The following is a 26,806-nucleotide window of genomic DNA, read 5'->3' as shown; positions in this document are numbered from 1 at the left end:
TATTCAACTCACGCCCAACGCGATTGAAAACTGAAGCTGGCCGTCCATCGTGACTGACGCAGCACGAGCCGAACAGGCGAGGCAAGCGCAAGCCTTGAGGCCCAACCTCGGACAGACGAATCACGCTCGTGCAGTCTGGAGACAGCGCAACGAGTTATTCATTCGGGCGCCTTCGCATCACCAGCGGAACGAAAGAGTTAATTGACGATTTACTAGGGAAGGATTGCAGGACGGAAAACATTGAGGATTGCTGCCATGACAATGTTGTTCGAACCACTCGACTCTGAAGGTTACAAGCGCAGTGTGGTCTACCATGCCGCACGCTTGTCCATGCTCCACAACCGAATGCTGAAGCGTTTCGACAAGGTCGATAAAGCGGCTGAAAAGGTTGAAGCCGAGGTGGAGCTGTTTGATGAAGCTGTTCGCACTCTCTACGAATGAGCGGCATGTTGACCGCCGACGTTCCTCCTAGCGCGTATACGGGCGCGGGTTTCACCGTTGCCCACCAGGCGATGTCGCGCCGCGGATTTGGGCTTGATAAGCACGATCTAATGTATACGATTCACCCAGCCGGCCTGGCTCCCCCGCCATCGGGCCGGTCAGGCCCGACGGTTCAACGCACCACCCGAACGACTGTCGGGCCGCTAGGACTCTCACCGTGCAGCCGGGTTCATGCTTTGCCTTTTTTTCTCGAAAAGCGCGAGCTTGGTCATATAACCAATTCTGATTTTTGCATGGCATTGGGTGCAGTTGAAGTTGGATATCACCTTCAACCACGATCCCTTTTTTATGATGACATGAGAACAGTTTGGACATTCCAGTTCCAGGTACTCGTCCCCCATATCGTTTGAAATCGGCACTACGACACTCCCCAACAGTTGCCCGTGAAACTTGCGCTTCGAGATCGGCCGGGACCTCCGTGCTCAAACCCGAACGTGGGTCCTTGGCAGATGTTCCGCAATCCGACCTCTGGCGACCGGGATCGGACCTAAGTCCAAATCGCCGCCAACAGGCCGAGAAGTGGAACCCCGGCGGATGCTTTTTGAACGCTGAATTTCCGTCCTCGACGGTCGTAGTCCGCCGTCCTCCTGGCCAAAGCTCCAATGTTGCCTTGTGTGAAACTGACCTCGCCCGGCCTATCAGGTCGCCAGGGCGCAACTCCGGTAATAATACGGTCGGAGCGAATGTCAGCGCGAAGCTGTGCGCAGGGACGCCAACTCGCTGACAGCAGCAAGGATGACAGCATCGGTTGCCGGCTTCGGCAGGAATCTGCAGTCGCGGAAAGCCGCGGGAACGTCGGCGGGGCCAAATCCCGACAAGAAAGCAAAGGGGATGCCTCGCGCCTGCAATATCCTCGCCACGGGCAGACCCGTTTCACCGTTCAGCTGGATGTCTAGCAACGCCACGTCAATCTTGTCCGATTCGATAAGACGCAGAGCGGCGGATACCGACGGCACAGGTCCGACCACCTGATAACCGGCGCGACGCAGCCGCGCGGCAGTGTCCTGCGCGACTAGCCATTGATCCTCAACAATCAGAACACTCACGCTTTCGCTCACGGCCCCTCTCTGCGATTGACCGGAAATGAGATGTCGATCCGAGACCTTCGGACAGTTGTTTCGACATGTCCGCAAACCTATAGGTAACCTCTCCATGCAGCAAGGTGAGGCTGATGCTGGAGCGCAGGCGCTTCCACCGACCACTTGCTGAATTACCGGAGCCGAAGATTAGCGCGTCAATGGAGCTGCGGTCCGCCCCCGCTCCATCGAGAGTTGGATAGGCGCTTACCCCTCTCCACGATCCGCAAAAATCTAAAAGCCTCCGTACCACGCCATTGGCTCTTCAAGCATGAGTAGCACCTCTCTCTCTCTCTCTCTCTCCATCTTGGGCGACCTGAGATTGCGGTCGGTCAATGAGCGTCAGAAGTGCGATGCACCGAGTTTGTGCCTGCAGTTTTTCGAAGGAAAGGCTTGAGAATTCATGATTTCGGAGCAGGTTTGGCTGGCGCATGAGCGCCGCAGATCTATACTGGGGAGATCAAGCGATGGGGTCGGCCATGAGCAAAGAGTTCAGTGTAGCGGATGCCTATGGCGCCGGCCGCGCCATGTTCATGGGACTTGAACTGCTGGTTTCGCCCGGTGCGCTCGTCCCCAGACCTGAGACCGAGTTGCTCGGCAAGACCGCGCTTGGTGTGTTGCATCAGATGAACCTGCCGGCTCCGCGCATAGTTGATATGTGCTGCGGCACTGGGAATCTGGCGTGCGCGATCGCCTACCATGTGCCCAGCGCCCTTGTCTGGGCAAGCGATCTCACCGATGAATGCGTCGAAACGGCACGCCGCAACACCTCACATCACGGCATGGCTGAGCGTCTTTCGGTGCTTCAGGGCGACTTGTTCGACTCTCTCATCGGCCTTGGGCTAGACGGAACTATCGACGTAATCGTCTGCAATCCGCCTTACATTTCTGAAAAGCGGCTCGAGGGCGACCGCGCCCATCTGATCGAGCTTGAACCGCGCGAGGCGTTCGCAGCCGGCCCTTACGGCCTGAGCATTCATATGCGCGTACTGAAAGACGCACCGCGATACCTGCGGCGTGGCGGCATCCTGCTCTTCGAGGTCGGGCTTGGCCAAGACCGACAGGTAGCGGGTCTGCTGGAACGCAGCAAGGCATTCGAGAACATCCGTTCGGTCTCGAACGAAGCGGGCGAGGGCCGGGTGGTTCTGGGGCAAGTCAAGACGCAGGCATGAATCCTGCGACAGTCAGACCAAATACGGGGCTGCTCTGGGCGTTACGCTCACCCATCAGTTCATTTTGCGGATGATGTATTGCTCGATCCCCTGGATGGAATCGAGGTTTTCAGGCAGAAGTTCGCTGTCCTCGACGGTAATGCCAAAGGTCTCCTCGATGAACCCGATAATCTCAAGCACACCCGTCGAGTCGACAATGCCTTGATCGAGCAAGGATGCGTCATCCAGCAATGCCTTGACGTCGCTGACGTAGAAATTTGAAACCAAGAAACTACGAATCTGCTCGCTGTAGATTCCGGTGCGTTCCTTGATGGTCAACATGAATTCGTCCTCCCTAACGACACCATTAACGCGACTTGGTTCTGGCCCCGCATCATGACAGCGCCGTTTTCTTGAGTTTTCCCGTGTCCGTCATCGGCAGGTTCGCCACAACGACGATGGATTTCGGGACCATGAAGTTTTCCAGACGCTTCTGGCACTCCTTCTGCAGTTCCCTTTCGCCAATGGCTCTTCCATGCTCCATCACCACAAAGGCTTTCACCGCTTGCCCGAGGAGCTCGTCGGGAACACCGATGACGGCCGCTTCCCGGACTCCTGGAATGTCCATGAGTACGTTTTCCACTTCCCTTGGCGCCACCTTCTCGCCTCGCGACTTTATGATCTCATCCCCACGGCCAACGAAGTAGAGGTAACCCTCCGTATCCATCCGGCAGTAGTCGCCGGTGTATAGGACTTGCTCGCCTGGCAGCGGGCCGGGTTTGAGTTTCCTGGCCGTTGCCTCGGGCTTGCCCCAATACCCCTTCATCACCGTTGCGCCGCGAATGACGAGTTGGCCGACAACGCCGGGGCCTATCCGCCTGTCATGCTCGTCAACGATCCACATCTCCGTATTCGGGATTGCGATCCCTACGCTCAATGGCTTTCGCTCGAGGTCCTCTGGCGGCAAATAGGTGCAACGTTTGCATTCGGTGAGACCGTACATCGAATAAATGCGTGCACCCGAAAACAGCTCGCGAAGCATGAAAATATGCTTGAGGGGTAGGGCTGCCGCAGTGTTTGTGACGTAGCGGATGCTCGAGAAATCCTGGTCTTTGAGGGACCTGAGTTCGGAGAGTGCGGCAAAGATTGTGGGCACGCCAGGAAAGCCCGTAACCCCCTCCTGTCTGATCGACCCGAGGATCTGTGCCGGGAAAGCGAACGAGCGTTCGAGCACCAGCCGGGCGCCGGTACGAAAAGCCATGATCATCTGGTACAGTCCATAATCGAAGGCGAGGGGTAGGACATTGAGGATCACCTCGTCCTCGGCAATCGCCAGGTAGGAAGCGACAGACGCGCACGCGGCCATCATGTTTCTGTGCGTCAGCATCACGCCCTTGGGTTCGCCCGTCGACCCGGACGTGTAGATGATGGCTGCCAGATCAACATCGATGCACTGCCGTGCCGGCGGCGTATCCGCGCCATTGGCGAGGGCGGCGTCCCAGCGCACGGCAAACGGCAGCTGGGCGAGTTCGACGTCGTCGATCGGTCCCGATACGATCACCCGCAGAAGTGACGGGCAGCCGCGCGCCGGCTCGCGGAAGATCGCGTGCAGATGGCCGTCCGTGATGAGCGCCGTCGGCCGGCAGTCGTTGAGCAGATAATCGAGCTTGTCGCTCTTGGTGAGCGGGTTGACGATGCACACCACCGCATTCGCCTTTAGCACTGCCCAGAAGCTAACCACCGTCTCGACGGTGTTGTCGGCGAAGATCATCACGCGATCACCGCGAACGACGCCGGATGCGGCCAGGTCCCGGGCGATCGCGTTGGCTCGCGTTTCGAGTTCGAGGTAGGTGACACGCTGCCTGTTGCACACCAGCGCCACCTTACTTCCGTGTCGGACGGCTGAATGGGCGAGGTAGTCATGCAGCAATGGTACGGCATCATGCAACATGCAGGCGCTCTTCCCGATGTTCGCAGTCGACGTCGACGCTGAGTGTGCATTCGAGCGTTGCACTGGGACAACCCGCGACGAACTGCTGATGAAGAAGTTGGGTCGACAACACGCCGACCAGCGCCATGTTGTCGGCATTGGACAGGTCGCCATCGCCAGTTCTGGCCTGGCATTTGGCAAGCAGGTGCGTGACCGCCTTTGGATCGAAGACATTCGCCTCGCGCAGGGCCGCCTGCGAAACCGCCTCGCGTGCGTAATCCGGAGCGTCTGCGCCGACGAAGCAAAGCGCGTTGGGCGCACGGAAGGGCTGCTTCTTGCGGGCTATGATCTCGGAGGGCAGGATGGGTGCCGCCATGCGCTTCAGCACGTGCTTCTCGTCGAGGCCGCGGAGTTTGAAGGAGGGTGGCAGCGAATTCGCGAGCCTCACAAGTTCATCGTCCAGGAACGGGAAGCGCCCCTCGACGGAGTGAGCCATCAGCATCCTGTCGCCTTGCGAGGAGAGCAGATAGCCCGACATCAGTGTTTGCACCTCGAGATACTGGTCCTGCGCAAGGGGGCTCCAACGGGCAAACTGCGCGGGCAGACGGGCGAGCAACTCGGACACGGCGTCGCGGCCCTGCGTTCGAGCCCGCATATCGGCCGTAAACAAGCGCTTGATGGCACTGGTGGTTCGCCAGCGTGTTTCATGGGCAAAGCCCGGCGCGTCGTAAGCGTGAATATTTCGCCCGAAGAACTGACGCGCCATCGCCTGCTGTTGCACCGGCGAGCGGGTGAGATAGGGGTAAAGGCGTTCCAGGAGCCGAGAGCGTCGTGTCGAAGTCGGGTGGCGCCCCCAGAAGCGGCGGACCTTGCCTTCGCGGAACAGGTCGTAGCCGGCGAACATTTCGTCAGCGCCTTCGCCGGTCAGCACGACCTTGATGCCACGCTCGCGCACCAGGTGCGAGAGCAGGAAGAGTGGCGCCGGGGCAGTCCTCAGGATCGGGCGTTCGGTGTGTTGGATTACCTCCGGAAAGATTCCGGCTATATCTCTGCGCGAAACGACCACTTCATGGTGCTCACTGCCGATCGTCTCGGCAACCATTCGCTGGAAGCGGGTCTCGTCATATTCGGCGTCGGCAAAACGCAAGGAGAAGGTTTGGAAGCGATCGCCCGCGAAGCGCCTTGCGAGCGCGGCCACAAGCGAACTGTCCAGCCCTCCGGAGAGGTAGCACCCGACAGGCACGTCGGCGCGCACCATTCTGAGCGCCGTCGCGGACTCAAGAGCGCTAGACACGCGGTCCACCGCGTTGTTGGAGGACCCGGGGAACTCGCCCTGCCGCGATCCGAAATCGTCGGGATAGGAAGGCTGCCAAAAAATCCGCTCACGAACGGTGCCATCCTGATAGATGCGGACACGACCCGGCTCGAGTTCGTTGATTCCGTGGAAAACTCCTTGCGGCGGAACGACCGTCCAGAGCGTGAACGTCTGATCGATGCCGGCGGGATCAAAGGCGCGAGGGATGGTTCGATCGGCCGCGAAAATGGCTTTCACTTCGCTGGCGAAATAAAGCCGGTGCGCATGCTCGCTGAAATACAGCGGGCAAATGCCGAAGCGGTCGCGCGACAATACGAGACGATTGGCCACTGAATCCCAGATTGCAATTGCCCATTGGCCGTTCATCCGCTCGAAGGCCGTTTCTCCCCACTCACGATAGGCGTGCAGCGCGACCTCCGTGTCGCTGCGGGTTCGGAAGCGGTGGCCGAGCGCCGTGAGTTTTTCACGCAATTCGACGTAGTTGAATATCTCGCCGTTGAACACGATCCACGTCGTATCGCCTGTATCCGCCATCGGCTGCTGGCCACCGGAAAGATCGACGATGGACAGGCGCACATGCGCCAGCCCCGCGCGTCTGTCCCGGTAGAGACCGCGCCCGTCGGGCCCGCGATGCGCCAGCGCGCCCATCATCTGCATCAGCGCCTGCCGCGAAGGAGAAGCCGCTGTGGCATTCAGCGCCACGATTCCACCGATGCCGCACATGCTCGGTCAATCTCCGCCTTCGGCGGACAGCAAAGGCCGCGCGTGAAGATAGTGGGCCGCCCTTCGTTTCGCTTCGATGTCCTTGAACACTTTCTGAAGCTCGGGCTCGGTGAGGCCAGCAACCGCCGCGAGCTCATTGCTGGCGACCCCGTGGTTCAGGCCGTAGAGGCATAGATCCATCAGGTGATAGGGCAGCGCGAAATAGAATTCTTCCTGGCTTTGGGCCATGGAAAAAGTGTCGGTGGTCGGTGGCCGCCGCCGGATTTCATCATCCACCTCGAGATATTCCGCGAGTTGATAAACCTGGGTTTTGTAAAGGTGAACGATCGGCATCACGTCGGCGGCTCCGTCGCCCTGCTTGACAAAAAAGCCCTGGTCGTACTCGAGGCGATTTGGAGTGCCGACAACCGCGTATTTGAGGCGGTCGGCGTGATAGTATTCCGTCATCTTGCGCAGGCGCTGCTTGTAGTTTGTCGCAGCAACGATCTGCAGATAGGCAGCTGGCGGCAGACGCACGGTATCTACTTTACCCTGCGGATCCTGGACCGTGAGGCGGGTTATATTGAGCCCGCTGCTCTCCAGAACCGACGCGATCACCAGCTTGCATTTCCACCCTTCCCCATAATCGGGAACGACGGTCTGGATCGCCTCGATCTGCCGGCGGTAGGCCCCAATGGCCTCCAGTGCCGGTGCTATGTCCTCAAGGACGCTTTCAATGCCAAGCTGTGCCGCGACGCGGCGGCCAAGTCTCAGGGAGTCACCGGAAGAATCCCGCTCCGGCATGAACAGTCCCAGGACCTTGTCTTTCCCGAACGCGCGCATGCACAAGGTCGCGACGACGGAGCTGTCGATACCGCCGGAAACACCGACAACCACGCCGCGACGATGCAGGGTGCCGAGAACCTGAGTGCGCAAGGTGTCAACGATGCGATCGACCTCCGCGCCGGCATCGAGCGCCAGCATGTCCTTGCTGAATTCCGGAATTATGTCGATGACAAGTCCTCCCTTTTGCGAGATTCGGCGGGGGAATAGGTCTGCACGATGGCCGTCTCGATAAGCGGACGGTTGGTGGCAAGGTTTGGTTCGACGACAAGGTCGATGTGGCTGCCCTTGATCGAAATGACGTCCAGGTGTGCCAAGACGCTGTCCCAGCCCAAGGCCCGCGGCATTCCCTCCCTGCGACATCGGAACAAGGTACCGGAGAGGGGCAGAGCCGGTTTCGGTGCCTCAAGCCACTGGAAGAATGACTTCGCCCTTAAAACCTCCTGCAGTTCCAGTTTGGTCCTGAAGATCGTCGGGTTGAACTCTCCATTGGCAAATCTGTCTAGAATCCTGGCCAGACGCGCTTCGCCGCCCACGGCGACGGTGATCTTCGCAAGGGCTCTGCAAGCCATCCGGTGCGCGGATATGCGGTTGGTGCGAATACGATAGAACGTACGGGTAAGTGTCTCCCAGTGGTTGCTCGGCTCGTGCAGGAGGCTCGTGTCGAGGATGCCCAGGAACCGCACCGTTCGCCCGGCCTTCATGAGCCGTGCGGCAACCTCGAACGCAACCGCGCCACCCAGAGAATGGCCGAGAAGTCGCACGGGGCCCGCAGGTTGGATGCGGCTTATCTGCTCGAGTGCGGCGCCAGCCATGGCGCTGAGGGTGTTGTGTCCGTCCAGTATCGCCGCAAGGCTCGGATATCGGATCGGGTTTACACGGGCGACTTTCCCCATGGCGGCTGCGAACGCAGCGAGGCTCGGACCATAGCCAACGGACCCTGGAAACAGGAAAAGAACCGGGGGGTGGTGCTTCTTTTCGCGCCCTTCGCCTAACCGTGCAGAGACGACCGCCTCAACCATCTCGTCCAAGCTCATGCCGACGGTGAATGCCTCGAGGCCCAGCTCTTGCCCGATGGCGTTTTCGATCGCCATGACGCAGTGCAGCAGCTGCAGCGAATCTCCCCCAACATCATCCCAGTTTCCGGCGGCAGTGCCTGTGTTGAGAACCTGCGTCCACGCGTGCTGCACTATTTGACGCGTGTCCTTTGCTCCTCCGGCGGGCGGAGCATCGAGAGTGGACGACCGGGCGGCTTGCGCCCTCCTTCCGTGCGAACGATCTATCTCGGCCAGTGTTGCCAAATCGACCTTACCTCCCGACAGGCGTGGGATTGCGTCAACGGTGTGCAATCGCAAGGGACGCAATGGTGCCGGCAAGGTCATCCTGAGGAGCTGGCGAAGGTCGTCTGCAAAAGCGCCGCCTGCGAAGCGCTGGGGAACCACGAAGGCGATGAGTTCCTGCGCGGCCGTTACCATCACCACGGCATCCGCCACTGAAGGCGCGCAACGCAAGACCCGTTCGAGTTCGGCGGGCTCGATGCGTCGACCATTGATCTTGATCTGGCGCCCTTTGCGGCCGACGATCCTCAAGATGCCATCATCGTCCAGCCGAACGAGGTCCCCGGTCGAAAAAAGCCGAGCCTTGGGATCGTCGGGGTCCGGCTGAGCGGGAACGACCACACCGTTCTCCCAATGACCGAGCAGGGCATAGCGGCTTTTGATCAGAAGTTCTCCACTTTCGCCTGGCCCTACATTGCGCTCCGCTTCGTCGACGATAGCGAATGTCATACCAGGTAGCAGCCTGCCGACGGGAACCGACGCGTCTTGCTCGGGCCAGTCAGGCGGCAAGAACCATTGCGAACCGATGGTTTCAGTCGATGAGTAGCCGATCTGGATCAGACACTGGTCCGAAACGGCTTTGCGCAGCAAAGCGATGTCCATCCATGACACTTTCTCCCCACCGATCCGGGCCACTCTGAGCGGCCAGGAAGCGTCGGCGGGCGCCTCAGCCAGGAGGGCTCGAAGCAGTGCCGGCACAAGATAGGCGATCGTCACACCTTCGGACTGCAATCGAGCGCGCGTAGCGCGCAGGCCGACAGTCTCCACCTCGAGAAGATGCAATGTGGCGCCCGTCAGCAGCGCCGCAAAGATCTCCCGGCAACCGGCGATCGTGGCTGGCCCGGTCAGCGGCAGGAAAACGTCATCCGCACTGATATGGCACGCATCGACATATTGCCGGACCCGCCATAGCAGGCTGCGTTGGCTGTTGACGATTCCCTTGGGGCGCCCGGTGCTACCTGAAGTGTAAAGCACCAATGCAGGCGCATCGACCGAAACGATAGGGGGCTTATGCTGCTGTTCTGGGTGTTGATCGTTGGGCGCCACGGCGGCGGCAATTTCGATCCAGATGATCTCTTGGGCCAATTCGACCGGGCGAACATTTTCGGCGCCTATAATCGCGCCGAGCCCCGCGGCACTGACTATATCGAAAATGCGAGAGGCGGGATCTCTTGTGTTGAGCGGAACCGAAGGCCGTCCCGCCGCCATGGTCGCCAACATCGCCACAGGATACCAAGCGGAGTTTGCTTGCAGGATGCCGATGGCCTGCCCTTCGGGGACGACGGCAGCGATATGAGTTGCCAGCGTCTCGACCGCCCGGAAAAGCTCAGAAAAAGTCAGGCGGTTCGCGCCGTCGCTGATTGCGAGCTTGTCAGGATGCCGCCTGGCGACATCTCCAAGGTGGTCGAAGATTGGAATGTCCGCAAATTTGGCACCCATCTGTCGGTAACGGCGCCAGACTGGCCCCCCTTGGTCAAGGTCATATTCGGGAACGACTGACCACCTTCGGGTGGGTCGCAGATCCACCTGTAGGTTTTGATTTGCCACTTCCGAATGCAAACACACTGAGGACATTCAGGGCCCCGCCAAGCTGTCGGTCGAACATCGCTCGCCGCGGAGATCTTTTCATCAATCATTCGGATGATGCCTCGATCTTGCCTAGCCAGCGCTTCCCGAGCGTCCTTCAGAAGTTTTGCCATTGTGTCCAGCACCGGTCGTTTTTCCTTGCAAGCTCCGTGGAGCGCAAGACGGCTTGCCCAGGCGAACGGATGCGATCGGCATCTCCGCTAGAATCCGGGCTCGGTGCCCAGATTCACTGACTGGAACAATCATTCAAATGAACGTTGGTGTGATCTGAAATCCGGCTAAGCTTGATCCGTAGGGGAATGACTGCTCGTTCGGAGACGCTTGAGCATATGATCATCGAGTTGTTTGGGCCGCCTGGCGCGGGTAAAACCACGCTGCTTCGCGGCCTCTGCCAAGGGCTGGCGAGACACGGCATCAATGTGAAGACAGTAAATGGGTATCGCCTGATTGAACCTGGATCGGCTCAGGATGACGCTCCGGAAATCCGCCATGGCATAAGAAGAATTGGCAAAAAGATTGCCACATCCGGTCCTATCTTGCTGTCGACCTTGCCAAAGGACAGTGTCGCGGCCCGGCTTCTGGCATCGATCCCTCTTCGAAGCCGCGTGTGGTCATGGCGAATGAAGGTCGACATCGCCCAACTGTGCCAGTCCTGGCGCCAAGCGCGGGAGTCGCCCGGTTGCTTCATCTTCGAAGAGGGCATGATTCAGGCTTTGTGTGCGCTGGGTGTGCTGGCTAGAACTCCAAGCCTCGACGCGGTTCGCGAGTGCCTGGCGTTCCTGCCGCGGCCGGATCTCGTTGTGCAACTCGACGCGCCCCAGGAAACGTTACGCCGCCGTCTTGTGGATAGGCATGCGCAGCAACCGCTCCTCGAGGTTATGCTGTTCGAACTTGGCGTGGACAAAGGATTAAGGCAGGCCGAAATCTCAAGAGAGGTCGGCGAGTGCCTGCGCCAGGACCGATGGCCGTTGATACAAGTCAATGGTGCTGAACCTCACGACGTGGACGGGGTCGTCGCGCGCGTTCTGGGAGAACATGTTGGTCATGCTGCCTAGGCTGGCCCATGACCTATGATCCATGACACATTTATGCATTTGGCGCCAAGCCGGGCAGCATCTGCCGCCAAGCGCGCAATCATGTCGAATCGTGCTGATCGAGCACTTCGAGCATGGTCGTCAACATGCTTCCGACTTCCTCAGAGATTTCCTCGGGGCGGATTCCCGCTCTGATGGCATCCGCCGTTGCTTGGTCCGCAAGTTTCGCCGCAAGAGCCGGATCGGCCTTGGTGTAGAGTGGGATCTTATCCTCTACCCATTTCTGCAGGAATTCGATGCCGCGCGCGCTCATACCAAGTACAAGCTCGGCGGGGCTTCTTGGTTCCGTCAGCCATATTCAAGAACGTCAGACCATCTTGCTCAGGCTGACGTCCCACGGTCACGTCACGATGAACGAGGACGCCGTCAGAGCCAGATGTGGCGATAGAGTGGCAAATTGGATCTGATGTGCGCCGCCCGAGCCGTCGCTGTCAAAGGAAAGCGCGCCGGTCGTGCTGTTATAGACGATGTGATCGCCGCTGTCGTGCGCGGCCCTGCCGGCGTAAAACGCCGAAGAGGGAAGGGCGCCTGTATGCAGGCCGGCAAACACGGTGTGGTCGAGTTGGATCTTGTCGTGGCCCACTTTGAAATCGGTGACCTTGTCGATATTGCCGACCTTGAGAGCCGAATCGAAGACAAAGACGTCGTTGCCGCCATGTCCCGTCAGAACGTCTCTCCCGCCACCGCCGTTGATAGTGTTGCTCCCGGAATTGCCATCAATGGTTTGGGCGAATTCGTTTCCCGTGAGCTTGATGGCGGCAGTTCCCAATTTGCTGGTGGTCGCAAGATGCTCGATCTGCGAGCCGGCCGACAGCGCGTAGCTCACCGATGCCAGCACGCTGTCGCTGCCGCTGTGTCGCAGTTCCACCACCTTGTCGCCGGTGTTGTTGACATAGTAGGTGTCGTTGTAGCCGCGGCCCATCATCGTGTCCGCGCCAGCGGTGCCGCGAAGCACATCCGCGCTACCCGTGCCGTAGAAAATGTGATCGCCGGTGCTGGTCGGAGGGACACTTGTGGGCGGAGGCACTGTGCTGGTAGGCGGCTGCGTCGGTTCGCTGGCCGAAGGACCGCTCGCGGTGCTCTGGTTGTGTTGAAGGAACAGAGCCTGCAGCGTCGGCGAGCTCTCAAGCGCCGTGTCGCCCTGTTGAGAACCCCAAGCATAGGCATAGTCGAAGGCGGGCGAAGGCGCTACCTTGGCCCAGTGGTCCAACATGGTCTTTTCCTGAGCAACGCTGGGCAGGACATAGCGACCGCCCGTGTCGGTCGTCCAGTCGCCGCCGCCGAAGGTCTGATACACGGGAACGACCTGACTGAGCGGGATGCCCGAGGCGACGGCCGCCGCCACAGTCCTGTCGATCATGTTGTAGTCAATCGTGCTTGTTCCGGTCCGTACCGGGTAGGGATCCAAGCCGTAATAGTCGATATGCGTGTTGGCAGGATTGAATGTGTTTGAAAAGTCGGGGTTAGCGGAAGACCCCATGTTCATCATGGTTATGAAGGTCTTGGCGCCGGGCAGGTGGCTGTGGATCCAGTCTGACTCCGCCTTCAGATCAGCGGCGGTGGCATAAGTTCCCCATTTGCCGGTCGGGTCCGGCTCATCGACCAGGAAGAAGCCAAACACTTTCGGATTGCCGATGAAGGGCGTGACCTTCTGGATAAAGGAGGAGGTTGCACCATCGGCTTCATTGAGCCACACTAGGCCTTTCTGGCCGGCCGGCAAGGCGTTGAGCTGGTCCAAGGAAGATACATCAACAAGATTGAATCCGGCTTTCGCGACCTCGGAGGCCGACCCGCCCGAGGCGTAATGGAGTGTTGTCATTGACATACCCTTCGTCCGATTCGGTAGGCGCCCCACACCTGCCTAGGGAAAGGATCCATTAGCGACAAATCAAATACCGGCGCCCCTTGATAGAATCTTTGATCATACGCCGGAAAACACAACAGCCTCGATGCTACGCTTGCCTCAGAGGTATGTAGATGATCCAAGTATGGGGTGCTCAAGCCTGCAACGAAAGCATTGCAGCGAGTCTGCCGGAGCGCCTTGTGCGTTGCCGTGGCGGCAATCGGCCAATGCGCGCTTCGGTTGCACGAGCACCGCCGAAATGCGCGCTTCCGCAGGATTTATTTGAGCCCAGGCAGCAAAGGAATCGCGCCCTGGCGAAGAGCCTCCCATTGCAGCCGCTCGATGCTCCTCAACGCGGTCGCCTAGCCGCGGGAAGATGCGGCTGGTGGGTCCGACCATATCCAGAGACCGGGTGAAAGCCTGTTTCCAGACGAAGCGATCGGGAGAACTGGCGGTGCGAGTCATCACACCGCCTGGTCGCGATGTTGATCCGGCGAGAGAAGGCGGGCGGAAGTTGCTTTGAACGCGGCGCGCGGACCTTTCGAACACAGCCCTTTTTTACATCCGGCCCGCCGTGCCGTACGCGAAGATGTCGTCCTTGCACCGTCAGACCGGATGAATCCAACTCACTGACCGAGGCGACAGCGGTTGTGGCTGGATTGCCGCATCGTTGATCAGCTTGCTTCATGCAAACAGACGAGGACAGCACGAAAGCGTGCTCCTAGCGTGGGACTGGCTGTTGTGTGTTCAGGGGCGATGAAACCGGCCATGGAAACCGCGGATAGGATCAGCTGTTTTACGCGATTGGTATCGCATCCAGGAGCGACAGGATGAGTCCGCATCTGGTTTGCGTTGGAGGCGAGGATCATAGACTAAGAATCCCGTTTCTTTTGGCGCTTCGCGAAAGGGGTTTTCAAGTCACTGCCGTTTCGAGTGATCTCGGAGCCGCCTTTTCACCCCATGGCATTGCCCATCGCCGATTCGGGTTCGACCGCTTTGGCAGCGGCAGTGCAGAATGGGGTGCTGTCAGCGCGATCCGTGAACTGATGTCCGAACTGCGTCCGGACATCATTCAAAGTTTCGACACCAAGCCCAATCTCCTAACTCCACTGGCGGCGCGCGGGCACGTTCCCGTCGTTCGCACCATCAACGGGCTTGGTTGGACATTCTCGTCGCGGGAGCCGCGGGCCCTGGCATTGCGTCCTTTCTTTTGCGGCCTTCAGGGGGTGGCGTCTCGTTGGACAGCCATGACCGTCTTCCAGAATAGTGATGATCAGGCCTTCTTCGAGCGCTACCGGCTGGTGGCTCGCGGCAAAGGGCGACTGATCCGGAGTTCTGGCATCGACCCCGATGCATTCTCGATGGCAAGGTATCGTGGTCCTTCGGCTGCCACGATGCGCGAGGAACTTGGCCTACAATCAGCCCAGGTCATAATATTTGTCGGCCGGCTCACGCGGCAGAAGGGGATTCCAACCCTCATCGAGGCGGTTCCTCGCGTTATCCGCGAGAGGCCCAACGCGCGTTTCGTACTTGTCGGCCCGCAAGACTCCGAAGGTCCGTTTGCCGTCAGCAGAGCCGATATCGAGCGCCATGTTCCCCACGTTGTCGCATTGGGGCCAAGGCGCGACATTCCAGCCCTCCTTGGGATGGCGGATCTGTTTGCATTTCCGACGCAATATCGCGAGGGAATTCCGCGTGTCCTGCTGGAGGCGGGATTGTCCGGATTGCCGATCGTCGCCTCGAATATGCCGGGCTGCAACGATGTGGTTGAGGATGGCTGGAACGGCTATCTCGTGGCGCCGCGCGATGCGGATGGCTTGGCCTCCCGGATAGTCGATCTTCTTTCCGACCCCGCCCGTGGCAAGACCATGGGCAGCCGTTCCGTCGGATTCGTGCGGGAGCGGTTCTCGTTGTCGTGGGTAATCGACCAGTATTGCGACCTGTACAAGACAATCCTGGGTGGCAGATATCGCAGCAGGCTTGTTCAAGCTGCGCAGGCGAATCCGAGGGAAGAGGCGGTGCCGAGCCCCCATCGACTGGGCGAGGCGCGGCAATGATGCGTGATGCGCTTCTGGCCTTCGGCGTCGCGATGTCCTACGCGGCGCAACTCAGCATCCCAGGGCTGCCCTTCGGCTACAGCGAACTATGCCTCACGCTCTGGATAATGCTGTCGATGACGCGAATCCTTGCTGGCGGCCAACTGGAGGTTACGCCGGCCCTGGCCAAGCTTGGGCTTTTCTGGCTGATCCTGGCGCTTGCCATGGGCGTGGGTTACATCATCGGTTTTCTGACAACCACGTTGTTCCTGGATCCGTTGTTGCACGACACGCTGGCCTATGTGCTGTTGGCGTGCGTCACCTGTCTGGCCGCTGCGGAGCCCAACGCGTCTTTCCGTTTGCGTCGTATCGCCTGGTGGATGGTTGCTATCGCGAATGCGGGCTTCATCATTCAGGTAGGGCTTGGCTTCGGCTGGCTCCATCAGGCTGGGGTCGAGCCCTGGTACTGGGACCGCTTCTGCGGATGGTCCGACAATCCGAACCAGCTTGCGCTCTACTGCGCCCTACTCGGTCCACTGGCCTTGCATCTTGCCACAACCACCAGCAATAAATGGGGAAGATGCCTTGCCCTATGCAGCCTCATATTCACCGTTTACGTCGGAAGGCTGACAAAAAGCGATACCTACCTTTATACCACGGTCCTGGCTTGTCTGATCCTTCTCGGGCTGCGGGTCCGGGCCTGGCTGACGAGCGACGGCAATAAGGCGAGCCTTTCAAGGCAGCTTGCCGTCCTGATGGCCGTTGGCTTCCTGCCGCTGGCCCTGTCTATAGCGCCCTATGCCCTCAGCGAGGCCTCCAGCGCCGAAGACTTCGCCAAGAGCCTGACCAAAGACAAGGGCGGGGAAGCGACTGCCCAAACCGCGGCGCTTCGCCTCTACCTCTGGAATGCAGCCTTGGAGAAGGGGGCACGATCGGGATCGCTTGGACTGGGTCCGGGCCCGCACCTAGATAGTCCGCCCGTGGTCAATCAACAGTTTTTGCCGCGGCCCTTCGAGGCGCACAGCACCATCCTGGATCTCTACACTCAGGGCGGCCTGATTTCGGTTCTAGCCCTGATGTGGATCTTCGGCTCGGCTGCGTTGTCCGCCTGGCGGGCGAAGCTGGACGCTCTGGTGGCGCTCGTGGCATCGATCGCCGTTTTCAGTGCTCCGCATTTGGTCATCCGCCATCCGATCGTGTGGTTCTGTCTGACCCTCTGCCTTGCCGCTGGGACGCCGGAAGCGATCCCCGCGATTGTTCGCCAGAGGAGATGCTAGAATGTGTGGGATCGCCGGAATTTTGTTGGCGCCCGATGCAGCCAACGCAAGTGCGCTCAGGGCCATCGGACCGATGGCGACGGCGCTTCGTCATCGCGGACCTGACGGTGAGGCCTTCTGGGTGAGCCGTGAAGGGGGAGTAGCCTTCGGCCACCGGCGACTGGCCATCGTCGACCTGTCCGAAGCGGGTCGCCAGCCAATGCTCTCCGCGAGCGGTCGGTATGTCATCACCTTCAATGGCGAGATATACAATTTTCGCGATCTGCGCCGTGAACTGGAAGGGGCGGGCCATCATTTCCGCGGCGCCAGCGACACGGAGGTCATGCTGTGCGCAATCGAAAGCTGGGGCCTTGATTCAGCCCTCGCGCGCTTCGCTGGCATGTTTGCTTTTGGGCTGTGGGACCTGAAGAACCGAACGCTTCAGCTTGCCCGCGACCGAATGGGGAAGAAGCCACTCTATGTCGCCTTGACACGTGATGCGCTCGTCTTCGCCTCGGAGTTGAAGGCGATCACTTGCTTCCCAGGCTTCACCCCGGAACTCGATGTCGATGCGGCGACGACAATGGTTTCCAAAGGCTGGGTGCCGGATGACCGTTGCATTTGGCAGGGCGTGTTCAAGCTGCCACCTGGATCAGTCCTGTCGGTCACTGCGGCGCAATTCGCCAACGCCCGAGGCACCGGTTCGCTTGCGCATCGCATTCACCCTTGGTGGTCGCTGGCCGATGTCGCCTGCAAGGGACAGCGCGATCCGATAGCTGCCAGCGACGAGGACCTCGCAACCGAGCTCGACAGCCTGCTCCGCCTGGCCGTCAAGGAACGAATGATTGCAGATGTGCCGCTGGGCGCCTTTCTGTCGGGCGGAATCGACAGCTCGACTGTCGTCGCGCTGATGCAGGCACAGTCCCGAAACCCCGTTCGTACGTTCACCATAGCGTTCGGCGAAGGTGGGTTTGATGAAGCTCCCCATGCGGCCGCGGTGGCTCGGCATCTGGGCACCGATCATACGGAACTTCATCTCTCGCCGGCCGCCGCGCTTGAGGTCATTCCGGAGCTGCCCCGGATTTGGGACGAGCCGTTTGCCGATGAATCGCAGATACCGACGCTGCTGGTGTCGCGGCTCGCGCGGCAACATGTAACCGTGGCGCTTTCAGGCGATGGTGGCGACGAGTGCTTCGCAGGCTATTCTCGACACTTCCTGGCAGCCCGCCTCACAAAGCAGCATGAGCTGCCATTGTCATTTCGCCGGCTGTTGGCATCGGGGGCTGGGTTGCTGGCCCAAGCCTCTCAGAAAGATATCTTCGGCAATCTGCCGCTTTCATCGAATATGCGGCATGGCTTGCGCGGTGACCGCCTGGCTCGCCTTGCCCGCCTGCTCGCGGCGCGAGATGAGGACGAACTCCTTCTGCAACTGACCAAATCTTCAGCCAACGACCTTGTTCATCGCAAGCCGTCGACAGCACCTACCGACACGACAAAGCTCGACGGCCTGCTCTCGCGTCTCCTATTCGCCGACATGACAGGCTACCTACCGGGCGACATTTTGGTGAAGCTCGATCGAGCCACTATGGCCAACAGCCTCGAGGGGCGATGCCCGATCCTGGACCATCGCGTCGTTGAATTCGCCTGGCGCTTGCCAGCCCGTGCCAAAGTCCGAAACGGGAAGGGCAAATGGTTGCTTCGCCGACTGCTTGATCGTTATGTACCACGCCGACTGGTCGACCGGCCCAAGCAAGGTTTCGACGTTCCGGTCGGGACTTGGTTGAAAGGGCCCTTGCGCGGCTGGGCAACCGATATCATTGCCACGATCGGCCGCTCCGGGGACGGGGTCATCGACCGTGAGAAGGTCGACGCATGCTGGCGCAATCATCTGCATGGAAGCCAAGATAATTTCCGCGACCTGTGGCCGGTGCTCATGTTTCAGGCGTGGCGCAACGAAGCCATGCGGCCATCGACGGTCGCCACGCACCCTTCTTACCATATCGAACTGACAGGGGATTGAGATGGAAGGTTCCATAGCCAACCGCGCCCGGCGTCCGCGCGCCAAGCAGATGGAAGCTGGGACACTTGAAACCAATCTGCGCTTGATGCGGCCGCCACGCGAGCCAACGCAATCGTCACCCTTCCACCAGCTCGTCATCATCCTGACGACGCGAAAATGGTTCTTGCTTGCCATGGCCCTTCTGGGCGGCATCCTGGCCGGACTGGCAGGCTTCACCCGCCCGGTGCTGTTCGAGGCAACGACGCAGGTCATTATCGACGCCCCGAGCAGCAGTGCTTCGGGTGGCGTGGCATCCGCCCAGGACTCGCTGGAATCGAACATCGATGATCATCTGACGATGCTCTCCTCGCAAGGCCACCTGCGTCGGGTCCTGGCAGCACTGCGCAAAGCCCAACCAGTCGACGGTAACGGAAAGAGCGTCGTCAATGCCGTCCCGCCCGCGGCTGGCTCGTTCCTCATCGACCTCCTGAACAGGGCCTGGAGACAGGATAAGACAGTGGCGGAAAATCCGGACGCAGCGGACGCGCCCGAGCTGAAGGCGCTACGCAAGGGAATGAGGGTCGGACAAGAGCTGCGATCGCGCGTCATCACCATCGGGTTCACCGATCCAAGTCCGGCGCGTGCGGCACTTGTCGCGAACACGTTCGCCCAAGTCTACATTCAAGATCTGGTACAAAAAAGCCGAGCATCGGATCAGGTTCATCTGGATTCGATAGTCGCCAGCCTTCCGCAAGTACAAAGGGATCTTGTCGAAGCGACAGATCGGCTGGAGACATACCGGCTCACGCATGGCGCCGTCGATCAGACTGCGGCCAACAACGCAGCCAGTGAGACAGCGGAACTCGGCCGGCAGATATTCCTATCGAAAGCCAGTCTTTCCGCGTCGGAAGCGCGCCTTCGCCGTATTGAGGACCTGCGCAAGGCGGGCGCCCCGGTCACGGCCATCGCTGAAGAAATCGGGTCGCCTGTGTTGACGGACCTGGTGACACGCCAGTCGGGCGCCGCCGCCGACGGCGATCTGCGCAACGCGATCGCCCGCGAAATGGAGCAAAGCGTTGCCCGAATCGCTGCCGAGGCAAATGTCTACCGGTCTCAGGCTACGGCTCTTGAAAGTCGCAAGGCGATGCTCGACGCGGCCGTGGCCGACACGGCGAGCCAACTTTCGGGGCTGCGTTCCCTTGAGCCTAGGGTAGCCATCGTGACGCAGCATTACAACGAACTCCTGAGCCGGCAGCAGGATCTGATACGTCGCATCGCCGCTCCTTCGCCAGGCGTAGCGGTCCTTTCGACCGCCTGGCCGCCGTCGACCCCCGTGACATTGTCGCCGATTTTCCTGATTCCCCCCGGCATGGTCGTCTTTGGTCTCATGGGGGCGGTCATTGTCCTGGTCCGCAACGGTTTCAACCAAACCTTGCGCAGTGAAGCCGAAGCCGAGGCCGAGCTTGGGGTCCCGTGCGTAGGACTGCTTCCCAGGGTTGCGGGACTTAATGCCAGAAAGCTGCGGCATCTGGTTCTGAGCCAGCAGAACTTGCCGTTCAGCCGCGCCGTGACTTCGCTGCTCGTCACTGCGGCGCCAACTCAGGGGAAGGGGCAGCCGCCGCATATCATTCTCGTGACGTCCAGCATCCAGGACGATGCCAAGACCGAGTTGGCATGGAGCCTGGCGCTGGCGGCAACGCGGCTGGGAGGAAGAGTGCTTTTCCTCGATCTCGATCGCAAGGATGTACGGCTCACGAACGGGTTTCGTGGTGAATTCAGCACCGACAAGGCCCGGAACTCCTTCGGCGACTATGTGAATGAACGTTGCGTGCTGAAGGATGCAATTACGAGGATGCCGGAAATCGGTATCGACCTCATGGCCGCTCCAGCACCTTCCGATGATCTCCTGACGCTTCTGTCCACCGTCGACAAATGCCAGTTCACCGAGGAGCTGCGTTCGGCCTACGACGTGGTCATCATGAACGGTCCCCTGGGCCTCGGGGGGCCTGAAACCAGGCTGCTTAAGCGCTGGGCCGATTCGGTGCTTTTTGCCGTTCGCTGGGCAAGGACGAGGCGCAGCATTGCCCGTGGTGCTCTGGATGCAATAGGGGCCGGCGGATCCGCCACCGTTCCAGTAGGGAGTGTGCTCACCCGGGTGAACCTGAAGAGGCTAGCCGGCTCCAGGCTCGGAGACAACGCCGATCTTCTGTTGGAGAGGGTTTGAAGATGCGTCTGCGATCTTCAACAGAATCTCCAGGGAGCGATCGCGTCCCTAAATCGAGCCAGCTACACGATGATCATTGAATTTTTCGGACCTCCAGGATCCGGCAAAACAACCTTCGCACATGCGCTTGCGCAGCAGCTGCGCGGGAAAGGCTATCACGCCAAGGTCGCCCTCAGCTACAAGCCAAGCACCAGGGCCGCCAAATATGATCTCGGAATCTTTCTGTTCATATCACGGATCGTATCGGCGATATTTTCAACAGCCAGAATATTGCTTTTTTCGGCAGGGCGAGCCGATGATATTTCCAATTCCTTTGCAATGGTGAGGATGATACCGCCAAAAAACCGAATATGGCGCGCGCGAATCTGGCGATACATCCTGCACCTTTCGCGTTGCTGGAAGTCTGCGGAGCAATCGCCCGAAATTACGATTTTCGATCAAGGATATGTTCAAGCGATTGGTTCGCTTGCGATGTTCAATGGGAGCACCAACCCCAGAACGCTGGAAAAGGCGCTCAGCCTCGCACCGGCGGCCGATCTCACCGTCAGGCTCTTGGTGCCAGCTGCGGTCGTGGAAAGTCGCCTTCGTAGGCGGATGGAGCTTGAGCCGCCGGCGGAACGGATTTTCGAGGCCGACTTGAACGTGAACATGCGCTCGTTCGCCGTTTTTGAAGCGATGCATGACCTCCTGACAACATCTGGCCGGGAAATCATCTCCGTCGAATACACCGATGGTCCATCGACTTTTAAAAGTATTTGTCGGATTGAGAGACAAATACTTTCTGCATTGTCGCGCTTCGATAGGGCGGTCGGCGAAAAGCAAATTGAGTTGCCATCTCATCGCGCAGACGTAACAACTGGTTCAGCAACCACACCGCCGCGCAACAAGGACATGGGATCGCGGCTCGCTTGGGCAAGCATCTTCGCCTTGTTGATCTATATTGGTGGCGCTGGTTTGACCAGTCTTGCCCAGTTGGCAATTGCACGCCTTATCGGACCTCACAACTACGGCATCTATTCCTACGTTCAGGCTTGGACGTCAGTGCTCGCCTATCTGGCAACGCTTGGCTTTAATGTATCATTGTTGCGTTTCCTCCCGGCCTATAGGGCCAGTGGCAGGCTTGATCTGGCCCGCGGGGTGATAAGATTTGCGCTGCAGAGATCGCTGATAGCGGCAACCTTGTTCGGGATGATCGGCGCTGCGTCAGTTCTGTTCCTTTCAGATCCAACGGAAAGAGGGCTTGAGACAAGCATCCTGCTCGGCATGATGGCTGTGCCCTTGGTTACCGCCTATGCTCTCGGAGCCACGCTTGTGCGTGCTTTCGGCGGCGTTGTCTCGGCGTTGTTGCCGGAGCGCATCATGCGAGACGGGCTCCTGCTCGTGTTGGTAGCCCTCCTGGCATTGTCGGGATTTCGAACAGTGGATGCGCCCTCGGTGACGCTGGCGGTGCTTGTGAGTTCCGCTTTCACAGCGGCCCTGGTGTTCATCATCGCGAGGAGGTTTGAACCACCCGACCTGGGACACGCCAAGCCAAGTTATGCGTCGAGGGAATGGTGGCTTGCCGTCCCCCCGCTCATGCTCATCACCGGGCTCGATGTTTTCGTCAGTCGGGCAGGAGTCCTGGTTTTGGGCTGGACAAGCCATATTGCTGAAGCGGGTATTTTCGCGCTGGCCTTGAATGTCGCGATGCTCGTGGGCCTGTCCCGTATCGCCGTGGCAACCATGTTTTCGCCAACAGCAGCCGATCTCTACGTCAGAGGCGATCGCAGAGGCCTACAACAGCTGTTCGCGCGCGCAACCCTGCTTTCTGCTGGCGGTGCCATCCTGGTGGCCGTCCCGATGATGGTGATCGTCGAGCCGTTCTTGAGCTATTTCGGTGAGGGTTATAGCGCGGGAGCGCCGATCGCACGGGTTCTGATTTTGGGATATGTCTTTGTCGCGCTGTGCGGGCCCCAACAGAATCTCCTGACCATGACTGGAAATGAATGGGCTGCGGCAACGACGATGATAGCGGGTGCTGTGGCCAATATCATTGCCTGTGCAGCCGGAGTTGCGGTGTACGGCCTGCTTGGCGCTGCGGTGGGTGTCGCACTTGCACTGAGCATCTGGAGCATTGCCATGGCCGTCTATATCCGCAAGCGACTGAAAATCATGCCAGGCTTGGTTTTTGCCTTGCTGTCGATCAGGCCGAGCGCGGTCGATGCCCGTCAATGGCATTGGTTCTTGAGGGCGAGCAAATGAGAGCACTGTTTTGGCTACGGTGATTGCCGTCGTTCGGGCAGGAAGTCACGAAGCCCGGATCGCACAAAGGCCATAGGGCTGCACAGACGCTTCGGCGTATCTCTGTTCCGGACACCCGCGCGGGCAGCCGATACTTCGCGGGCTGTGTCCGTCATTTGAAGGATGCATCAGTTTCGGAGGCGCCCCAGGGTGTGCTCACAATCTGCGGAGCATTCATGGAACAAGCCCGAATGGCGAGCGCCTCGGCGCCTGCAGTGCGCCGTCGCTCGGAGAGATCGACGCCTGTCGAGCGCAGCCAACGCGAAACCCTCACCCAAGTTCAGGTCCTGCGCGCCCTCGCGGCTAGTTCGGTCGCGCTGCGACACGCCCAGCATGATGCGGCCACCCTGGAATTACAGGCCGGCCGCACCTTTCAGAGCTGGAATCCGATACCATGGAGCGCTGGAGTCGATATTTTCTTCGTGATTTCCGGCCTTATCATGGTGCATACGTCGCGACAGCTGTTCGCAAAGCCCGGGGGCGCGCGTCTCTTCATTTCCCGCCGGATCGCGCGAATTGTCCCGCTATATTGGGCGCTCACCTCGCTCTACATTGCGGTAGCGGTGGCCGCCCCAAATTTTCTCAACCAGAGCTACGTCGATTTCAGGTTTGTAGTCGAATCCTATTTATTCGTTCCGGCCAGTCGCCCTGACGGCGTCGTTCAGCCGGTCTACGAGTTGGGTTGGACGCTCAATTATGAGATGCTGTTTTACGTGTTGTTCACGGCGACGATCGTGCTGCCCATGCGGTGGGCAGTTACGGTCCTGCTCACGATCCTGGTTGGGATGGTGCTCTCGGGCGCTCTTGCGGCTCCTTTGCCAGAGCCCTGGGGTTTCTGGACCAATCCGATCATCCTCGAATTTGCTTTCGGCGCGATGATCGGGGTCATTTGCGCCTCGGGCCTGCGGCCTTCCGGCCCAATCAGGGCCTGTGTCGCCGCAACGGGACTGGGTGCCCTGATGCTTGCGGCGGCGTTTCCCGATATCTCGGCCGGCCTTGGTCGCCCCGTCGTGTATGGCATTCCGGCGTCTCTAATAGTTTGGAGTGCTGCCTTGGCACCGCCGGGTAAACTGAGGCATGACAGCCTGGCGGCGAGGTGGGCCGCTGGCGTTGGCGATGCGTCATACGCTCTTTACCTCATGCATCCATTCGTGATCCGCGCCATGCGCATAATTTTCTGGCGTACAGGCTTGATCTTTGTGCTCGGCCCGTGGGCTTTCATCGGTTCGGCCTTGGCGATAACCCTGGGCGTGGCATTTATCACCCACCGTCTGTTCGAGAAGCCGCTCACCCGCTATGCGCGGCGCCTTTTGGAGGTCGGGCACGGCACAGGACGGCAGCTTGGGTCCCTTCCAGTGCCGGCGTATCCCAAGACAGATTGAAGGCGAGCCGCGACCCTGCCACACCTGGGAAACGGCGGCGTTGTGCTCACTATGCCGTTGCCGGAAGGCCAGCTGGTCGCACCTGTCCGACAGGGCGTGCATGGAATTCCCGATACCATTCCACGAAACGTTGCACGCCGTCCTCGAGTGTTGTCGCCGGTGCGAAGCCAACGGCGCGGCGCAGGTCCCTGACATCGGCGCGGGTTTCCAGGACGTCACCTGGCGGTAAAGGTACGTTGACGCGAACGGCGCGGCGACCAAGGGCCGTCTCGATGAGCGCGATCAGATGGTTGATTTCTTCCGGCCGATCATTGCCGATATTGTAGAGCCTATATGGCGCCGAACTGGTGGCAGGATCGGCAGCGCGACCGTCCCAACCGGGATCCTGACACGGTGGTTTGGCGAGCACGCGAACAACCCCCTCTACGATGTCGTCGATATAGGTGAAATCCCGCCATACGCGCCCGGCATTGGCGATTTCGATCGTTCGGCCCTCGGCGATGGCATGGGTGAACGTGTATACTGCCATGTCGGGCCTGCCCCAGGGACCATAGACGGTGAAGAAGCGCAATCCGGTTACGGGCAAGCCGAACAGATGGCTGTAGGAATGCGCCATGCATTCATTGGCGGCCTTGGTGGCGGCGTAGAAGCTCACCGGATGATTGGCACCATGATGTTCGGAGAAGGGTATGCGTCGATTGGCGCCATATACGGAGCTCGACGAGGCATAAACGAGATGGCTGACGCCGGCGTGTCGGCAGCCCTCCAGAACGTTGAGAAATGCGACAATGTTTGACTCCACATAGGCATGCGGGTCGACGAGCGAATGACGCACCCCGGCCTGGGCGGCCAGATGCACGAAGTGCGATGGCTGGAATTCGCAGAACAGCGCTTTCACCAGCGACCGGTCCGCCAGGTCGAAGCGCATCGGCGTGAACCTCGGCTCGGCGCAGAGCCGTGTAAATCGCGCCTCCTTCAGCTTCAGGTCGTAGTAAGGCGTGAAGTTGTCGACGCCGATGACTTCGGCGCCGAGCCGCAAAAGGCGTGACGCAACATGAAATCCGATGAACCCAGCGGCGCCCGTGACGATGATCGGCCCCGTGTGCGTAAGGTTCGACGCAGCACCATCCTGCAGCGCGTGAACGATATCCGCCAGCTTGTTGACCTTCGAATCTGCTTCGGCCATGGCAAGTCACTCCCGTTTCCAGGTTCCGCGTTCTGCGCTATCTCGGCAGCGCCTTGAACGATCGGAAATGGCGCCGCCGGCCTTGTGATCTACGCGACAGCGCGCTCAATGCGGGCCGCCGCTGTCTGAATCAAAGCGGATGCAGACAGCAGTCGATTTCTCATGGCAAAACCGAAATGCGCCCCAAAAGAGCCACTAGTTCCGCCTGACGCCTCGTGTCGGTCTTGGCGAACAGTGAGGCAAGCTGAGAGCGGATAGTCGTGCGACTGAGATGCCAACTGCGGGCGATCTCCAGGGGCGCGTCGCCATGGGCGAGGCGTAGCGCCAACTGCGTTTCCGCGCTGGTCAAACCGAACATCCTTTGCAACGTGCGAGGGTTGGCCGCCGATTTGTTATCCCGGTCCAGCAATGCGACGACGGTTGTCCCGTCCGGTGTAACGACGCCCGTCTCGTTCATGGTCACCGGCCTGTCGCCTCTGCTGTGGATCACTACCCATGAGAGTGAGCCCGGCTGGAGGTGGACCGGAACATTCGCGACCAGCCGCCTCAACCCGGCGGCAAGCTCGACGGCTGTATCAGTTGCTTCGCCCTGGCGTGCGAGGGTGTCCCGAGCGGCAGCGTTCCATTCTATTACTTTCTTGTCTCGGTCCAGGACGAAATAGCCGCAACCCATACGATCAAGCATGCCGGTGATGGATTCCAGGCTGCGTCGTCGAGATCCGCCGACCCTTGCGTCCGGTCGGTCCACAAGGCTTATCGGCCGTTCGTGGCGGGTATCGTTCAATACAATGTATTGCCTGCCTGCGAGCGTATCGTTTCGCGTTTCAATCAGTGTCATCGCTTCCACCCAACCCATTGCTACTGACGCAACTCAAATCGGTTGAAGTTGCTGCTTCAACTTGAATTTCCACATACTGCGAGAAATCTGCGAATGGTTTTTCCGCAGCGTCTCTTGGATATACCTTTCTGAAGAGCGCTCCTGACACATGATTTTATTCGCCGGCAAAGTCATGGCAATCGGGCATTGGGATTAGGTGCCACCCCTTCGGACTAGTCTCGACGGA

General features: G+C 59.8%; 19 protein-coding genes. 9 read left to right on the top strand and 10 right to left on the bottom strand.

All coding sequences use genetic code 11. From position 1 onward, the window contains the following. Positions 1 to 255 precede the first annotated feature (255 nt). Positions 256 to 441, top strand: a complete 186-nt coding sequence (locus tag AC3CCE_RS03520) for a hypothetical protein (protein WP_023681021.1) — start codon at positions 256 to 258, stop codon at positions 439 to 441. Positions 442 to 1,187: 746 nt separating this feature from the next. Here the strand turns inward: AC3CCE_RS03520 and AC3CCE_RS03515 are convergent. Beyond that, a complete protein-coding gene (locus AC3CCE_RS03515; protein WP_023817741.1) occupies positions 1,188 to 1,559 on the bottom strand; it encodes a response regulator in 372 nt (123 codons plus the stop codon). 497 nt (positions 1,560 to 2,056) lie between these two features. Between AC3CCE_RS03515 and AC3CCE_RS03510 the strand changes: the two genes are divergently transcribed. After that, positions 2,057 to 2,749, top strand: coding sequence for a N5-glutamine methyltransferase family protein (locus tag AC3CCE_RS03510; protein WP_023689767.1), 693 nt, complete (start codon positions 2,057 to 2,059; stop codon positions 2,747 to 2,749). 54 nt (positions 2,750 to 2,803) lie between these two features. Here the strand turns inward: AC3CCE_RS03510 and AC3CCE_RS03505 are convergent, their stop codons facing one another. Genes AC3CCE_RS03505 through AC3CCE_RS03485 form a run of 5 tightly spaced genes read right to left on the bottom strand, consistent with a single transcriptional unit; the run spans position 2,804 to position 10,430 of the window. Beyond that, entirely contained in the window at positions 2,804 to 3,070 is a 267-nt protein-coding gene (locus AC3CCE_RS03505) for an acyl carrier protein (protein WP_023670883.1), read from the bottom strand. A 52-nt stretch (positions 3,071 to 3,122) separates the two neighbouring features. Next, positions 3,123 to 4,679: a class I adenylate-forming enzyme family protein gene (locus tag AC3CCE_RS03500; RefSeq protein ID WP_352626966.1), complete on the bottom strand. Its 1,557-nt coding sequence runs from the start codon at positions 4,677 to 4,679 to the stop codon at positions 3,123 to 3,125. Next, positions 4,669 to 6,696 (bottom strand): asparagine synthase (glutamine-hydrolyzing), encoded by a 2,028-nt coding sequence (gene asnB, locus AC3CCE_RS03495; RefSeq protein WP_352626968.1) that lies wholly within the window; start codon positions 6,694 to 6,696, stop codon positions 4,669 to 4,671. The genes AC3CCE_RS03500 and asnB (AC3CCE_RS03495) overlap by 11 nt, the downstream gene beginning before the upstream one ends. 6 nt (positions 6,697 to 6,702) lie before the next feature. Then, positions 6,703 to 7,683 (bottom strand): NAD(+) synthase, encoded by a 981-nt coding sequence (nadE, locus tag AC3CCE_RS03490; protein ID WP_352627001.1) that lies wholly within the window; start codon positions 7,681 to 7,683, stop codon positions 6,703 to 6,705. Next, the gene (locus AC3CCE_RS03485; protein ID WP_488377098.1) at positions 7,680 to 10,430 is read right to left on the bottom strand and encodes an AMP-binding protein; all 2,751 of its coding nucleotides are present in this window, start codon (positions 10,428 to 10,430) and stop codon (positions 7,680 to 7,682) included. The genes nadE and AC3CCE_RS03485 overlap by 4 nt, the downstream gene beginning before the upstream one ends. A gap of 341 nt (positions 10,431 to 10,771) precedes the next feature. On the opposite strand from AC3CCE_RS03485, the gene AC3CCE_RS03480 reads away from it, so the two are divergent. Beyond that, the gene (locus AC3CCE_RS03480) at positions 10,772 to 11,497 is read left to right on the top strand and encodes an AAA family ATPase (RefSeq protein WP_031204167.1); all 726 of its coding nucleotides are present in this window, start codon (positions 10,772 to 10,774) and stop codon (positions 11,495 to 11,497) included. Between the two features lie 79 nt (positions 11,498 to 11,576). Here AC3CCE_RS03480 and AC3CCE_RS03475 read toward each other — a convergent pair whose 3' ends face one another. Together AC3CCE_RS03475 and AC3CCE_RS03470 are read right to left on the bottom strand one after the other, a co-directional pair. Further along, positions 11,577 to 11,789 carry a DUF768 domain-containing protein gene (locus AC3CCE_RS03475; RefSeq protein ID WP_023670889.1) on the bottom strand — a complete coding sequence of 71 codons (213 nt, stop codon included), beginning with the start codon at positions 11,787 to 11,789 and terminating at the stop codon, positions 11,577 to 11,579. An 87-nt stretch (positions 11,790 to 11,876) separates the two neighbouring features. Then, on the bottom strand, positions 11,877 to 13,355 hold the full coding sequence (locus AC3CCE_RS03470; RefSeq protein WP_352626973.1) for a M10 family metallopeptidase C-terminal domain-containing protein: 1,479 nt from the start codon (positions 13,353 to 13,355) through the stop codon (positions 11,877 to 11,879). A gap of 854 nt (positions 13,356 to 14,209) precedes the next feature. Between AC3CCE_RS03470 and AC3CCE_RS03465 the strand changes: the two genes are divergently transcribed. The 6 genes from AC3CCE_RS03465 to AC3CCE_RS03440 all read left to right on the top strand — a co-directional run bounded on the left by AC3CCE_RS03465 (position 14,210) and on the right by AC3CCE_RS03440 (position 24,556). After that, positions 14,210 to 15,436, top strand: a complete 1,227-nt coding sequence (locus AC3CCE_RS03465; protein WP_352626975.1) for a glycosyltransferase family 4 protein — start codon at positions 14,210 to 14,212, stop codon at positions 15,434 to 15,436. Further along, positions 15,433 to 16,692, top strand: a complete 1,260-nt coding sequence (locus tag AC3CCE_RS03460) for an O-antigen ligase family protein (protein WP_023681031.1) — start codon at positions 15,433 to 15,435, stop codon at positions 16,690 to 16,692. The genes AC3CCE_RS03465 and AC3CCE_RS03460 overlap by 4 nt, the downstream gene beginning before the upstream one ends. A gap of 1 nt (position 16,693) precedes the next feature. Beyond that, on the top strand, positions 16,694 to 18,691 hold the full coding sequence (gene asnB / locus AC3CCE_RS03455; RefSeq protein WP_023741167.1) for an asparagine synthase (glutamine-hydrolyzing): 1,998 nt from the start codon (positions 16,694 to 16,696) through the stop codon (positions 18,689 to 18,691). A gap of 1 nt (position 18,692) precedes the next feature. Further along, positions 18,693 to 20,894, top strand: coding sequence for a GumC family protein (locus AC3CCE_RS03450; RefSeq protein ID WP_023741168.1), 2,202 nt, complete (start codon positions 18,693 to 18,695; stop codon positions 20,892 to 20,894). Positions 20,895 to 20,963: 69 nt separating this feature from the next. Beyond that, the gene (locus AC3CCE_RS03445) at positions 20,964 to 23,135 is read left to right on the top strand and encodes a polysaccharide biosynthesis C-terminal domain-containing protein (RefSeq protein ID WP_352626978.1); all 2,172 of its coding nucleotides are present in this window, start codon (positions 20,964 to 20,966) and stop codon (positions 23,133 to 23,135) included. 215 nt (positions 23,136 to 23,350) lie between these two features. Continuing rightward, a complete protein-coding gene (locus AC3CCE_RS03440; protein WP_352626980.1) occupies positions 23,351 to 24,556 on the top strand; it encodes an acyltransferase family protein in 1,206 nt (401 codons plus the stop codon). 49 nt (positions 24,557 to 24,605) lie between these two features. On the opposite strand, the gene AC3CCE_RS03435 is transcribed toward AC3CCE_RS03440, so the two are convergent. Next, positions 24,606 to 25,742 carry an NAD-dependent epimerase/dehydratase family protein gene (locus tag AC3CCE_RS03435; protein ID WP_081725364.1) on the bottom strand — a complete coding sequence of 379 codons (1,137 nt, stop codon included), beginning with the start codon at positions 25,740 to 25,742 and terminating at the stop codon, positions 24,606 to 24,608. Between the two features lie 160 nt (positions 25,743 to 25,902). Next, a complete protein-coding gene (locus tag AC3CCE_RS03430; RefSeq protein ID WP_352626982.1) occupies positions 25,903 to 26,580 on the bottom strand; it encodes a helix-turn-helix transcriptional regulator in 678 nt (225 codons plus the stop codon). Positions 26,581 to 26,806: the final 226 nt, after the last annotated feature.

This window comes from Mesorhizobium sp. P160187, from assembly GCF_057766425.1.
This window is presented reverse-complemented; position numbering and strand designations above follow the sequence as displayed.

What these genes read in the sequence shown, in the direction of transcription:
- AC3CCE_RS03500 (WP_352626966.1), bottom strand. Translation starts at nt 4,679, where the DNA reads ATGTTGCATGATGCCGTACCATTGCTGCATGACTACCTCGCCCATTCA.
- AC3CCE_RS03450 (WP_023741168.1), top strand. Translation starts at nt 18,693, where the DNA reads ATGGAAGGTTCCATAGCCAACCGCGCCCGGCGTCCGCGCGCCAAGCAG.
- AC3CCE_RS03460 (WP_023681031.1), top strand. Translation starts at nt 15,433, where the DNA reads ATGATGCGTGATGCGCTTCTGGCCTTCGGCGTCGCGATGTCCTACGCG.
- AC3CCE_RS03435 (WP_081725364.1), bottom strand. Translation starts at nt 25,742, where the DNA reads ATGGCCGAAGCAGATTCGAAGGTCAACAAGCTGGCGGATATCGTTCAC.
- AC3CCE_RS03520 (WP_023681021.1), top strand. Translation starts at nt 256, where the DNA reads ATGACAATGTTGTTCGAACCACTCGACTCTGAAGGTTACAAGCGCAGT.
- AC3CCE_RS03465 (WP_352626975.1), top strand. Translation starts at nt 14,210, where the DNA reads ATGAGTCCGCATCTGGTTTGCGTTGGAGGCGAGGATCATAGACTAAGA.
- asnB (WP_352626968.1), bottom strand. Translation starts at nt 6,696, where the DNA reads ATGTGCGGCATCGGTGGAATCGTGGCGCTGAATGCCACAGCGGCTTCT.
- AC3CCE_RS03485 (WP_488377098.1), bottom strand. Translation starts at nt 10,430, where the DNA reads ATGTCCTCAGTGTGTTTGCATTCGGAAGTGGCAAATCAAAACCTACAG.
- asnB (WP_023741167.1), top strand. Translation starts at nt 16,694, where the DNA reads ATGTGTGGGATCGCCGGAATTTTGTTGGCGCCCGATGCAGCCAACGCA.
- AC3CCE_RS03470 (WP_352626973.1), bottom strand. Translation starts at nt 13,355, where the DNA reads ATGACAACACTCCATTACGCCTCGGGCGGGTCGGCCTCCGAGGTCGCG.
- AC3CCE_RS03475 (WP_023670889.1), bottom strand. Translation starts at nt 11,789, where the DNA reads ATGAGCGCGCGCGGCATCGAATTCCTGCAGAAATGGGTAGAGGATAAG.
- AC3CCE_RS03440 (WP_352626980.1), top strand. Translation starts at nt 23,351, where the DNA reads ATGGAACAAGCCCGAATGGCGAGCGCCTCGGCGCCTGCAGTGCGCCGT.
- AC3CCE_RS03510 (WP_023689767.1), top strand. Translation starts at nt 2,057, where the DNA reads ATGAGCAAAGAGTTCAGTGTAGCGGATGCCTATGGCGCCGGCCGCGCC.
- AC3CCE_RS03430 (WP_352626982.1), bottom strand. Translation starts at nt 26,580, where the DNA reads ATGACACTGATTGAAACGCGAAACGATACGCTCGCAGGCAGGCAATAC.
- AC3CCE_RS03505 (WP_023670883.1), bottom strand. Translation starts at nt 3,070, where the DNA reads ATGTTGACCATCAAGGAACGCACCGGAATCTACAGCGAGCAGATTCGT.
- AC3CCE_RS03480 (WP_031204167.1), top strand. Translation starts at nt 10,772, where the DNA reads ATGATCATCGAGTTGTTTGGGCCGCCTGGCGCGGGTAAAACCACGCTG.
- AC3CCE_RS03445 (WP_352626978.1), top strand. Translation starts at nt 20,964, where the DNA reads ATGATCATTGAATTTTTCGGACCTCCAGGATCCGGCAAAACAACCTTC.